This window comes from Pseudomonas sp. LBUM1644 (genome assembly GCF_059716195.1).
In genome coordinates this window covers 276,867-289,695 of sequence record NZ_CP166812.1, presented here as the reverse complement: position 1 = coordinate 289,695, position 12,829 = coordinate 276,867, and the positions used below count along the sequence as shown (strand labels likewise).

Sequence of the window (12,829 nt, the reverse complement as noted above, 5' to 3'; positions counted from 1 at the left end):
TGATGGAATTATTGTGGATCCAATATCTACGCCTGTTTCAGGACTGAAACTAATCTGTTCAGTTTTCGTACACCTGCAGAAAAAAGCGGAAAAACAGGCATTTGCGAACAAATGAGAACGCCTCCACATTTTCGCCCATGACCGCATGTAACGCAGGTCCCCGTTGTGCATAAGCGTTAAGCCAAAACAACATAAACGACGTCGCAAACCTCAACTATCTTTGCCAAGCGCCAGAATTCTCTGACGTCAGGGACAGCAAGGAGCTGGGAAAACATGAGCACATTGAACAGTGCGCAGGAAGCCGTCGATACCGTCGCCAACCAAGCCATTGAAGCTGCGCAGCAGCAAACCTTCGCGGTGGGTGGCGCCATCATCAACAACGCAACGGGCGAGGTCATCGCCGCAATGCACAACAACGTGCTGATGCCTTTTCCCGGCAGCGGCACCCCCTACTTTCTACCCCATGACCCGACCGCCCACGGCGAGCGGCAACTGGTGGACTGGTACTACGAAAACGTCGCACCACTGAACCTGCCACCGCCCAATCAACTGACCGTCGTCACCACACTGGACCCCTGCGCCATGTGCGCCGGTTCGCTGCTGACTGCAGGATTTAACGTCGCCGTCAGTGCGATCGATGATTACGCAGGCATCAACTACAACAACCAGTTCACTTTTCCTTCATTGCCGCCGAAAATTCGCCAGCAAGCGCAGAACACCTGGGGTTATTACGCGATTGCGGCGCCAGTCAGCCGGGCTTATCAGGGCTCGACCAGCCCGGTGTTCGGTGGACAAACCATCGATTCGGCGGCGTACTTCCTCTGCAGTTCGATCTTCTCCGCCAGCGTCAACACAGTGCGCGAGGCCAGTAACAACAGCGGCCTGCCGCCAGATCAGTTGCAAAACCCGGCAACGCTGCCGGCCAACAGCAAAGTGCGCCAGGCACTCACTGCACTCAGCCCGTTCGCGCTGACCGTGCAATCGGCGAATCCGCGAGATCCTGGAGCTGAACTCGCCCCGCCGCTACTGAAGACCGCGCAGCAAAGCACCGTATTCAATTCGGTGGCACTGATCGATCCGTTCGGCAATTTGCTGGTATGTCTGGGAGGCGTCGAGAACCAGTCGCCGATTCGTACAGCGTTCATGGAAACAACCCGCAACTACGCGGTCATGCGCTGGACCCTGATGAACGACCCCGACCCGGCGGTCCGCGCCCAAGCCGAGCAATACCTGACGCACCCGAAGTACGGCACCTTCGTCTTCCTCTACGCCCCCGACCCCACCACCCCGCAGGCCGTGATGACCTTCGGCGCGTACGGCTCGACCATGGAAGGCCCCGTGCCGCAGAGCTATCCCTCCAACCTGCAATACGTGCTCTTGCCGGGCAACACCACCGCCCAGGCATTATCGACACTGGCCCAGAACCTGCCGCCGTTCTACACCCAAAACGTGCAAGTAGCGCCCGCGCAGGTGCTGAGTCAGGACTTGATCAACGCGGTCAAAAACGGCGTGTAGGCCTTTAAAACAAACGCATAAACCAGCCCCGTGGAAGGGTCCGCGAGGCTGGTCTGACGCTTGTGCAAAAATAGTCTGAATTCAGGGGTTTACAGAACCAATCCAATCGCTATAATCGTCGCCCTAACACGCCGGTATAGCTCAGTTGGTAGAGCAACTGACTTGTAATCAGTAGGTCCCGGGTTCGACTCCTGGTGCCGGCACCATACAAAACGAAGCCCTCGTAGAAATACGAGGGCTTTGTTGTTTCCGGGGTTTGAGTTTCTATACGGCGAGCGTTTCGATCAGTCGAACTCCGTCGACTCCGAAAGATGCTCCCAGGCATCGATTTCCGCCTGAAGATACGCGATCTTTTCGCGCACCAGCCTCACCGCATCCTTGCCAAGCAACAGATGAACCGGCGGCTTTTCTGCAGCGACCAACGTCAACAAGGCCTGCGCCGCCTTGTGCGGATCACCAGCCTGCTTGCCACTCTTTCCTTCACGCGCTTTGCGAACCGGATCGAACACCGCGTCGTACTCACCCAACGTGCGACCCGAACGGATCATCGAGCGCCCCGCCCATTCAGTACGAAACGAGCCGGGCGCCATGGCGGTCACGTGAATGCCCAGACTTTCAACTTCTTTGGCCAGCGCCTCACTGACGCCTTCCAGGGCGAATTTGCTGCCGCTGTAGTAGGCGATGCCCGGCAAGGTGATGAAGCCGGCCATCGAGGTGATGTTGACGATATGCCCGCTGCGGCGCTCACGCATGCCCGGCAGAACCGCCTTGATCATCGCCACCGCGCCAAACACATTGACATCGAACTGGCGCTGCATTTCCGTCAGTGGTGACTCTTCGAGAATGCCTTCATGACCATAACCGGCGTTGTTCACCAACACATCGATCTGGCCCACCTCGCCCAGGATGTCGGCCACCAGCGGATCGATCGCCGGAAAATCGGTGACATCGAGCACGAACGCTTTGGCGCGGTGAGCGTCCAGCGCTTCGAACGCAGCACGCTCTGATTCGCGCCGCACCGTGCCCACCACCGTGTGCCCCGCCGCCAGCGCTGCTTGCGAAAATGCCAGGCCGAAGCCTGAGCTGACCCCGGTAATCAGGAAAACCTTGTGAACGTGGATGTCCATGCTGCGCTCTCCAAATGAAAACGCCGTCGATAGTGATCGACGGCGTTGCGGACAGTCAGGTCAGATCTCAGTGACCGGCGCTCTGACCACCATCGACGTGCAGAATCTCACCAGTTACAAAGTTGGCGCTGTCCAGATACACAACCGCCTGTGCAATGTCGCTGATCTCGCCCATGTGTCCGACCGGGTGCAAATTCCCCAGTGCTTCATGAGTTTCTTCACCGTGCATCGGCGTCTTGATGATGCCTGGGGAAACCGCGTTCACCCGAATCCCGCGCTTGGCGTATTCGATGGCCAGGGATTTGGTTGCCGCGTTCAGGCCACCTTTGGTCAGCGAAGCCAGTACGGACGGCACACCGTCGATGGCGTGGTCCACCAGGCTGGTGGTGATGTTGACGACGTGGCCTTTGCCTTGTTTTTCCATCTCGGCGATGGCGAGCTGGGTGATGTAGAAGAAGCCATTGACGTTCACCGACAGCACATTGGCGTAGTCTTCAGCGGTGTAGGCGGTGAACGGCTTGGCGATGAAGATCCCGGCATTGTTCACCAGCGTATCGATGCGGCCAAAACGTGCGATGGCTTCACGGATGACTTGCTGGGCGACTGCCGGGTCGCCGATGTCGCCGGCCACGGTGAGGATGTCCGGGTCGGTGGAAGGCTTGATCGAACGCGAAGTGGCGACAACTTTGTAATCCAGATCACGGAAAGCCTTGACCATGCCTGCGCCGAGACCTTGGGAGGCGCCAGTAATAACGATGACTTTTTTCGAATTGCTCATGATGAACCTCTACTAATAAATGATGGTTTAAAAAAGTAATGAATCAGGCTTCGGCGGTTTCCTTCGCCATTTGTCTCAACATCTGTTCGTAGTACTCGACCGACTGCGAACCGGACACCAGGTGACGACCGTTAAGGATCATGGCCGGAACTGAATTGATGCCGTGCTGGCGGTAAAACGCCTCAAGCTCACGCACTTCTTTGGCGAACGCTCCGGACGCCAACACCTCTTTTGCCGCCACCGCATCCAGTCCTGCTTCCTGCGCCAAACTCACCAACGTCTCGCGATCACTCGGGTTCTGGCCGTCGGTGAAGTAAGCGCGTAGCAGGATTTTCTTCAGCTCAACCTGCCGTCCTTCCTGCAGCGCCCACAACAACAGCCGATGCGCATCAAACGTGTTGTAGAAGTGAGTACGCTTCTCAAGATCGAACGTGAAACCGATGGCCTCGCCGCGTTCGATCTGCATCGCTTTGCCGGCGGCAACGTCCTCGGCGGTTCGTCCATATTTGCGCATCAAATGCTCGACCGCTTTCTCGCCGACTGCCGGCATGTCCGGGTTCAACTCAAAAGGCTTGTAGGTCAGGGCCACCGACACTTCACTGGCCACATTCTCGATCGCCTGCTCCAGCGCCGTCGCACCCAATGCGCACCAAGGGCACACCACGTCGGAAATGAAGTCGATGGAGACGGACGTGGTCATGACTTGCCCTCCGTCTCAGCCAGTTGCTTGCGGTACTGGGTGGTGGTGATGCCGGCGTAGCCCCAGTTATCGGTGTCGACTTCTTCGATCACGATGTGGGTAAGGTGCGGATCCTTTTTGAGGACGCGTTGCAGGGTTTCAGTGATTTCGGCGATCACCTGAGCTTTCTGCTCGGAGGTAACGCCATCGCGGGTGATGCGAACGCTTACGAAAGGCATGAGGAATCTCCAGTGACCTGCTCATCGGGGTGATGGGTAGGTGTTGGAGTTCAATGTATGAGGTTGTCTGGAGGGGATAAAGGGGGGGGCGGGAACATCATTAGTTACTTGGTGTAATTGGTGCAGTCACGACTACACAACACTTTTGCCTCAGAAAGGATCAGTCGGCTGGCGCTGACCGTCGCTGCCGATTCAGCGACCGGGCCCGAGAACTCGAATTCGATGCAGGAACCAACCGGAGTAATGACGAAGGCAATCATCGATGATGTGGTGAAGGTGTTGGACGCACCCCGATCAACAATCGCAGCCAGTAAAATCATCTCGTGTACCCAAAGTGCGCGCATAAAAAGCCCCGAACCAGTCGGGGCTTCTTTTTTTTCAGCCTTGAATCAGGCCTCAACCCATCATCAGAAAATGTTGATCGGGTAATCCACAAACACGCGCAGTTCGTTACCGCTGGCGTTGTATTCACTCGATTTCTGCGAAACGCGCAGGATCGAGCTGCGCAGTTTCACGCTCAGGTCTTTGGCCGGGCCGCTTTGGACGACGTACTTGAACTGGTTGAAGATTTCACGCTCGGTTCCGCCTTCGCTGGTGGACGTGGTGATGTTGTCACCGCGCACGTAGGCCACGCTGTAGCTCAGGCCTGGAACGCCGAAAGTGCTGAAGTCCAGGCCGTAGCCCAACTGCCAGCTGCGTTCGTCTTCGGCGTTGAAGTCGGACCAGTAGGAGTTCGCCAGGTAGATGGTGTTGCCACCGTCACCGATGCGGCCTTGATCCTTCTGATAGCCGCCATAGGCATAGCCCAGGTTGCTGTCGCCGGTGCTGCGCTGGTGGGCGATGGTGAACGAGTGCGGGCCGGTGGCGAAGGTCGCAGCCAGGCTCCAGATCTTGTTGTCGTCGCCGGTGGCCTGGCTTTCGCGGACGTAGGAATCGTCCAGCTTGGTACGGTAGCCGTTGAAGTCCAGGGTCAGGGACTGATCCTTGTCGATCGGGAACACGTAGTTGGCGTTTACGTATTGCTTCTTCAACACGTCTTCAACGTCGGATGCGTATACCGCAGCCTTGAATTGTTCGGTGAACTGGTAGCTACCACCCAATACGTTGATCGACTTCAGGCCGCCGCTGTCACGTGCTTCCGCGCTTTTGCGCGATTCGGCGGTGAAGCGACCGGCGTTCAGCTCAAGGCCCTTGATCTCTTTGGAAGTGATCATGGTGCCCGTGTAGCTTTCCGGCAGCAGGCGCGAGTTATCGTAGCTCAGCACCGGCAGGACCGGCATCTGGTCACCGTAGGTCAGGACGGTGTTGGACACGCGAAATTTTACCGCGCCGCCGGCCTTGGCCAGATCGCCAGCCGGGTTGCCGCTGTCGCCTTCCTTGAAGAAGTCGATGCCCTGGCCGCCGCTGTGGCTGCCACGGTCCAGACGCAAGGCATACAGGCCGAAGGCATCAACGCCTACGCCCACGGTGCCTTGGGTGAAGCCCGATGTGTAGGTGCCGATGGCAGCCTGACCCCACTCGCGCTGATCGGGATTACCGTCTTTTTTGTCGCGGTTGATGTACGCATTGCGCAGCAGCACTTTGAGGCTGCTGTCTTCAACAAAACCCTTGGACTCAGCCTGGTCGTTTGCCATAACCGATGTAGCACTCAACATCCCCAGAGCGATCAAGCTGATTCGCTTATTCAACATTTTGTTCTTTTCCTTATTACCGGTTGATACGCGCTGTGTCGAACGGCTGAAACGGCGCTATCGCACTCTTTTTTCACCTCGAAACAAAAAGGCCCGCCCACTAAAAATCGCGGCGGGCCTTTTTATTAATTTGAGTCATGGCGGTTAGCCACAGGCGTTGGGGCGAATCCTAGTCGCGCCCTTAACCTTGTGTCAATTTCATCAATCTTCTGAAGATAGGCAAAAATCGTCTAAGGCGATGAGCGGGACTTATAGCTTCTGAAAGCAAAATCAAAAGATCGCAGCCTGCGGCAGCTCCTACATTGATCCCTGTAGGAGCTGCCGCAGGCTGCGATCTTTTGATCTGCAAAAAAAAACGCTGCCATCCCCGGCAGCGCTTTTTTGTTTTATCAATCCGTTGCTGTTCTTCTTATCCTTCCATCACATCCCACAACGCATCCAGTTCCGCCTCGCTAAATAAACCAGCGGGATAGCGCTCGATCATCGTCCGGCGCGGATCACTTTCTGTGATCTGACGCGTTCCTTTGGACTTCAACCAGTGCGCCAGGATCTGGAGCGATTCGCTGTTTACTGCCAGGGGATGCAACGCCCGCTCGCTCACAATGTTTACTTCGGCGTTCATTTCCGCGCTCTCTCCTGGTGTGTGAGCGGCTAACTTATCCAAGGTTTATGACAGAACATCGAAGTTCTCCCCTCCCTGTTTCACCCCATGACAGATACAAGAGCTGTGCCAATGTGTCGCAAGTATCGACAAGTGGATACAAAGAAGCCCGCGGTCCTGTAGGGATGCGGGCTTCGTTGTCAAACGCGAAGGTAAAACGCTGCTTGAGCGATTTCGCTATCAACTCAAGCTGTTACAACCTCACTCACTGCTTGTGCGGCGCGGGCTGTTGTTGGGTAAGGCAGTGGATGTTTCCGCCTCCCAGTAACAGTTCACGCCCGGGCACCATCACCACTTCGTGCTGCGGGAACAAGGCCTGCAAAATCTCTTTGGCAGGACCGTCCAGCGGATCGTCGAAGCTTGGCGCGATGATGCCGCCGTTTACAATCAGGAAGTTCACGTAGGAACCGGCCAGACGCACGGTCGGATTTCTTTCTTGCGTACCATCCACCGGATCAACACCCGCACACTCTTCCTCAGTCGCGTACAGCGGCCCCGGAATTGGCATCTTGTGCACCGTAAATGGGCGACCCTTGGCGTCCGTGCTGCTTTGCAGCACGTTCATCGCCGCCTGGCAGCGCGGGTAGTTCGGGTCCTGCGGGTCATCGGTCCAGGCCAGCAGTACTTCACCCGGACGCACGTAGCAGCAGAAGTTATCCACATGGCCGTCGGTTTCGTCATTGAACAAACCGTCCGGCAGCCAGATGATTTTATCCACAGCCAGATTCGCGCTGAGCACCGCTTCGATCTCTGCACGATTAAGGTGCGGATTTCGATTGCGGTTGAGCAGGCATTCTTCGGTGGTGATCAGCGTGCCTTCGCCGTCAACGTGGATCGAACCGCCTTCGAGTACGAAGCCTTCGGTGCGGTAGCGTTGGCTGCGCTCGATCTCGAGGATCTTGCCGCCGACCTGCGAATCACGGTTCCACGGCGAATACAGACCGCCATCAAAACCGCCCCACGAGTTGAAGTCCCAGTTAACACCCCGGACTTCGCCGCTGTTATTGATAACGAACGTCGGGCCTGTGTCGCGAACCCAGGCGTCATCGCTGGACATTTCCACAACGCGGATATTCGGCCCGTCGAGACGGGCACGAGCGTTTTCGTACTGGCCGGCGGAAACCGCCACGGTCACCGGTTCGAAGCGGGCGATGGCCTTGGCCACCGCCACGTGTGCGGCTTGTGCCGGTTTGCCACCCAACCGCCAGTTGTCCGGGCGCTCGGGCCAGATCATCCAGGTCTGGGTTTGTGGCGCCCACTCGGCGGGCATGTAGAAGCCATCGGCGCGCGGGGTGCTGTGTAAAGTGGTCATCGGATCAGGACTCCAGGGAACCGTCGAGGGTTTTGATCGCATTGTATAGGTTCGGGCGTCGATCACGGAACGAGCCCCACGCGCTGCGAATGTGCTCCAGTTCATCGAGGTCGAAGCTCTGAACCAACACGCCTTCCTCGGTTTTGTCGAGTTCCTGAACCTTTTCGCCGAACTGGTTGGCGATGAACGACGAGCCGTAGAACGTAATGTCGTAGCCGTCCTGTTCTTCGTTGCCGATGCGGTTGCTGGCGATGAGCGGCATCAGGTTGGCGCCGGCATGGCCTTGTTGCACGCGCTGCCAGTGATCACGGGACGAGATGGTCTTGTCGTGCGGCTCGCTACCGATGGCGGTCGGGTAGAACAGAATTTCCGCGCCCAACAACGCCATGCTGCGGGCGCATTCAGGGAACCACTGATCCCAGCAGATGCCAACGCCGATTTTCGCGTAACGGGTGTTCCAGACTTTGAATCCGGTATCGCCTGGATTGAAGTAATACTTTTCGTGATAGCCAGGGCCGTCCGGGATATGGCTTTTCCGATAAATCCCGAGGTTGCTGCCGTCGGCATCGATGATCGCGATGCTGTTGAAACGCGCGCGGCCCGCCAGCTCATAAAAACTGATCGGCAGCACGACCTGCAATTCTTTGGCGACTTTCTGGAAGTGCTTGATGGCGACGTTGTCTTCAACCGTCGTGGCCAGTTGCAGGTAATCCGGGTTCGGCTTCTGGCAGAAGTACGGAGCCTCGAACAGTTCCTGGATGAGGATGATCTGCGCGCCTTTGGCTGCGGCCTCACGGACCAGCTTCTCGGCAGTCTCGAGGTTGGCTTCAAGGTCCCAGGAACAGGCCATCTGGGTGGCGGCGACGGTAACGATACGACTCATGAATCATCTCCGGGAAGTGCTGAGGGTCGAGGGTGGCATCGACCGATGACAGAAAGGGGAAGCACCGGACGTGATGAGTCACGCCGTGGCAATGGCGACTTTATAGCCGATAAAAATCGGCTTTCAAAGCTGTCAGTACGCCTTCTGTCTAAAATTTCGCACTTAAACCCGATAACAATCGACATTGATCTGTAGGAGCTGCCTGAGGCTGCGATCTTTTGATCTTCGCTTTTTAAAAGCAAGATCAAAAGATCGCAGCCTGCGGCAGCTCCTACAGGGTCAGGGTCAGGGTCAGCGGTGATGATTACAGTCCTTCGCTCAGTACCTTCGAAAGCATATCGACGAAGAAATCCACGCTTTGGCGCGAGGTGACCATCGGCGGTTTGATCTTGAGGACGTTCAGGTAATCGCCCGTTGGCTGCATGAAGATCCCCAATTCACGCAGGCGATCACACAACGCGGTGGTTTCTTCAGTGGCGGGTTCCAGGGTTTCACGGTTGCGGATTAACTCCACACCCAGATAAAAGCCCGATCCATGCACCGCGCCCACCAGCGGATGAATATCGATCAGCGCTTCAAGACGCTCCTTGAAATACCCGCCCACAACCTGGGCATTTTCCCAGAGCTTTTCTTCTTCCATCACATCCAGCACCGCCATGCCGATCTGGCAACTGACCGGACTGCCGCCAGCCGACGAGAAGAAATAACCCTCGGCCTCCAGCGCTTCGGCGATTTCCCGGCGGGTGATCACTGCGCCCAGTGGCTGGCCGTTGCCCATGCCCTTGGCCATGGTGATGATGTCCGGCACCACGCCTTGCTCTTCAAAGCCCCAGAAAAAATGGCCCATGCGCCCGTAACCAACCTGCACTTCGTCGGCGATGCACACGCCACCCTGCGCCCGAACCAATGCATACACGTGCTTCAAATAGCCCGGCGGCAGCGAAATCCCGCCCGCATTGCCATACACCGGCTCGCAAATAAAACCAGCCAGTTGGCGCTTCTGCTCGGCGATTTTGGCCAGGTTGTGTTCGACGCTGCGCACATACTCTGGCGCACTGTCCGGGCCACGGTACTCGCCGCGATAAGTGTTCGGCGCGATCACCGGATGCACCCAGTCCGGACGACTGCTCAAGGCCTTGGGGTTGTCGGCGATCGAGGTCGAGACCGCGTCCGCGCCCACTGTCCAGCCGTGATAGGCCTCCAGCACGCTGAGCATGTCGCGGCCACCGCTATAGGCCCATGCGAGGCGAATCGCCAGGTCGTTGGCCTCGCTGCCGCTGTTGACCAGGAATACCCGGTCCATGGAGTCCGGCGACAACTTCAGCAAACGCTCGGAAAACTCGGCGACCGCGGCGTAGTTAAACCGCGAGTTGGTATTGAGCAGCGACCATTGACGACTGGCGACCGCTGCCATGCGCGGGTGACCGTGACCGAGCACCGCGACGTTGTTGAGCATGTCCAGGTAGGAACGGCCCTGCATGTCGATCAGGTGATTGCGCCAGCCGCGCTCGATGCGCGGCGGATCGACGTAATAGTGTTTCTGGGTGCGGGCGAAACTGGCATCGCGGCGTGCCAGCAACGTCTGCGAATCGAGCTCTGCTTCAGCATCGCAAGCCAGCCCCAGCAGCGCCGCCGGGGACGGGCATAACGCTTGCCAGGCTGGCGCGCGCGACGGCGTGCAAAACAATGGCGCGTCAAGCTGAGCGCCACGCCACAACTGCACGATCAACGGCCCGCTGACCGAACCCAACACCTGGCCTTTCACCAAGGCCGCGCCGGTATGCAGTGACGGTGTCACTCCCCACAACCGCACGCTCACTTGCGGGCCATCCAGTTGCAGCACACCCGGTGCTGGCTGGTGAACCATGCCGGCGAACGGCGACTCAACCGCCGTGCCGTGGGGCACTCGCAACTCGACGTGCAAGGGGCAGGTATCGGGTTCGCTGGCAGTGTCCGGGCGAGTGCGGGACAAACGGTACTGCCCATAACGACTGGCCGCCAAACCATGGGCGGCTGCGGCTTCATTCAGCAGACGCTGATCGACGCCCTCCTGCTCCCAGTTACCGGCCTCGAAATGCGGGCTGAGCACGCCGAGGTCAATCAGCGCGAATTCACGCCCCACCAGGCTCGGCAGCAGCGGCGCAAAGCCTTCACTGCCGATGCCCGGCAGGCTCTGGCCAACCGCAGTCAGGATCGCCGCTTCCATCAACGCCAACGGCACCGACGTCGCGACACGGAAAATTTCCCACTCATGGGTGAGATTGTCGCGGCTGTAGGTGTTGCCAGGATCAATGCTCACCTGCTGTTCGCCGCTCAGCACCAGTACCGCTGCACGCGCGACGATCAGCGGCCAAAGCGCCAGCAGCTCTTCATGGGTTAACGGATTGACCGCGTGATAAGCCTGGACCGCCGGCAAGATATAAAACGGGTCGCCAGCGGCATGGTGCAGCAATGCCGCGCAGGTCACCGACAGATCAGTGATGCGCCAGGTCCGCACCAGGTCGCCGAAATCAATCACGCCCTGCAATTGCCACTGCCGTTGCGCATCCCGCTGCCAGACCACGTTGTCGTCGGTGATGTCCATGTGAATGGCCTGCACCGGCAGCTTGTCCACCAGCGGCTGCAAATGACGCTCGGCCCGTTCTGCCGCCTCGGCAATCAGTCGGCGTTGCTGCTCATCCTTGATGACCGGCAGCAAATGCGCGATCAACGCGTTGGCGTGGCGCGCGTCCCATTGCAGCGTGCGCTCGAGGCCCGGATGGTCGAAACCGGCCAGCACCCGATCCATTTCCCCACAGAGCCGACCAAATCCAGCCACGACCGGGCCAGGTAGATGATCAAGGTGAGTAAGCGACTGGCCTTCGATGTAATCGAGCAGGCGCACATGCACCGCCTGGCCGTCTACTTCCAGAGACAGCAGGTCCGCGCCATTTTTTGCCGGGATCACTCGCGGCACGTGAACATCGGGGTGTTCGCCCAGATGCTTGAGCCCCGCGTGCTGCGCCTGCAGCTCCAGCACCGAGTAATCGCCACGGCAGATTTTCAGGACAAAACGCCCTTGATCGCTATCGACGCGGTAGTTCAAATCTTGCTGGCTGCCGAGGGCCTGCAACCTTCCGCTCAGCCCGTAATGTCCTTTCAGCAGCTCAAGCGCTTGCTCCGCAGACACTTGCGGGCTGGGCAAACTGGCGCGATGAATCAACGTGGCGAGCGGCATACAACAACCTCTGAAATTTTATTAGGCGCTTATATCGCCATTGCTTGGGGCGATACGCAACCCCCTTCAGAGTCAGACCACTCGCGCCGACCAGGCACTTTGAGCAAGAATGTCGGCCATCAACGCCTACTGCCGGAGAAGCACCATGAATGTAATCACCACCGATCTGCCCGGTGTTCTGATCATCGAGCCCAAGGTGTTTGGCGATGAACGCGGTTTCTTTTACGAAAGCTTCAACGCCAAGGCCTTCGAAGAAGCGACCGGGCTGGACACGAAATTTGTTCAGGACAACCATTCGCGCTCGCAAAAAGGCGTCCTGCGCGGTCTGCATTACCAACTTGAAAACACCCAGGGCAAACTGGTGCGCGTCACCGTCGGAGAAGTACTCGATGTGGCCGTCGACATTCGTCGCAGCTCGCCGCATTTCGGCAAATGGGTGGCGGTGCGTTTGTCGGCGGAGAACCATCGCCAATTGTGGGTGCCGGAAGGTTTCGCCCATGGCTTCGTGGTGCTGAGCGAGTTCGCCGAGTTCCTCTACAAAACCACTGATTACTACACACCGTCGGCCGAGCGCAGCATTCGCTGGAACGATCCGGACCTGGCCATCGACTGGCAACTGGAAGGCAATCCGCAACTGTCCGCCAAGGATCAGGCCGGCGCGTTCTTCAAGGACGCCGACGTCTTTTCCTGAAACGCCGCCAGCCTAGGCATAATGCGTCTGTCCCCA

At 58.1% G+C, this 12,829-nt stretch carries 12 protein-coding genes and 1 tRNA gene; 3 read left to right on the top strand and 10 right to left on the bottom strand.

Features of this window, described 5'->3' with window-relative positions; all coding sequences use genetic code 11:
* The first annotated feature begins 273 nt into the window (after positions 1-273).
* On the top strand, positions 274-1,515 hold the full coding sequence (locus ACA052_RS01380; RefSeq protein WP_497648075.1) for a nucleoside deaminase: 1,242 nt from the start codon (positions 274-276) through the stop codon (positions 1,513-1,515).
* Positions 1,516-1,645: 130 nt separating this feature from the next.
* Positions 1,646-1,721: transfer RNA gene (locus ACA052_RS01375), tRNA-Thr, on the top strand.
* A 78-nt stretch (positions 1,722-1,799) separates the two neighbouring features.
* On the opposite strand, the gene ACA052_RS01370 is transcribed toward ACA052_RS01375, so the two are convergent.
* The 10 genes from ACA052_RS01370 to ACA052_RS01325 all read right to left on the bottom strand — a co-directional run bounded on the left by ACA052_RS01370 (position 1,800) and on the right by ACA052_RS01325 (position 12,102).
* The gene (locus ACA052_RS01370) at positions 1,800-2,642 is read right to left on the bottom strand and encodes an oxidoreductase (protein WP_497648074.1); all 843 of its coding nucleotides are present in this window, start codon (positions 2,640-2,642) and stop codon (positions 1,800-1,802) included.
* A gap of 67 nt (positions 2,643-2,709) precedes the next feature.
* Positions 2,710-3,420: an SDR family NAD(P)-dependent oxidoreductase gene (locus ACA052_RS01365; RefSeq protein ID WP_497648073.1), complete on the bottom strand. Its 711-nt coding sequence runs from the start codon at positions 3,418-3,420 to the stop codon at positions 2,710-2,712.
* 43 nt (positions 3,421-3,463) lie between these two features.
* The gene (locus ACA052_RS01360; RefSeq protein ID WP_497648072.1) at positions 3,464-4,120 is read right to left on the bottom strand and encodes a DsbA family oxidoreductase; all 657 of its coding nucleotides are present in this window, start codon (positions 4,118-4,120) and stop codon (positions 3,464-3,466) included.
* Complete coding sequence (locus tag ACA052_RS01355; RefSeq protein ID WP_497648071.1) at positions 4,117-4,338, bottom strand: tautomerase family protein; 222 nt, start codon at positions 4,336-4,338, stop codon at positions 4,117-4,119. The genes ACA052_RS01360 and ACA052_RS01355 overlap by 4 nt, the downstream gene beginning before the upstream one ends.
* 104 nt (positions 4,339-4,442) lie before the next feature.
* Positions 4,443-4,682, bottom strand: a complete 240-nt coding sequence (locus ACA052_RS01350; RefSeq protein WP_497648070.1) for a hypothetical protein — start codon at positions 4,680-4,682, stop codon at positions 4,443-4,445.
* Between the two features lie 63 nt (positions 4,683-4,745).
* Entirely contained in the window at positions 4,746-6,029 is a 1,284-nt protein-coding gene (locus ACA052_RS01345; protein WP_497648069.1) for an OprD family porin, read from the bottom strand.
* Positions 6,030-6,438: 409 nt separating this feature from the next.
* Complete coding sequence (locus tag ACA052_RS01340; RefSeq protein WP_497648068.1) at positions 6,439-6,651, bottom strand: hypothetical protein; 213 nt, start codon at positions 6,649-6,651, stop codon at positions 6,439-6,441.
* Between the two features lie 244 nt (positions 6,652-6,895).
* Positions 6,896-8,002, bottom strand: coding sequence for an agmatine deiminase (aguA, locus tag ACA052_RS01335; protein ID WP_497648067.1), 1,107 nt, complete (start codon positions 8,000-8,002; stop codon positions 6,896-6,898).
* Positions 8,003-8,006: 4 nt separating this feature from the next.
* Complete coding sequence (gene aguB, locus ACA052_RS01330; RefSeq protein ID WP_497648066.1) at positions 8,007-8,885, bottom strand: N-carbamoylputrescine amidase; 879 nt, start codon at positions 8,883-8,885, stop codon at positions 8,007-8,009.
* A 304-nt stretch (positions 8,886-9,189) separates the two neighbouring features.
* Positions 9,190-12,102 (bottom strand): aminotransferase, encoded by a 2,913-nt coding sequence (locus tag ACA052_RS01325; protein WP_497648065.1) that lies wholly within the window; start codon positions 12,100-12,102, stop codon positions 9,190-9,192.
* Positions 12,103-12,247: 145 nt separating this feature from the next.
* Here ACA052_RS01325 and rfbC point away from each other — a divergent pair, with 145 nt between their 5' ends.
* Entirely contained in the window at positions 12,248-12,793 is a 546-nt protein-coding gene (gene rfbC, locus ACA052_RS01320; protein ID WP_497648064.1) for a dTDP-4-dehydrorhamnose 3,5-epimerase, read from the top strand.
* Positions 12,794-12,829 lie beyond the last annotated feature (36 nt).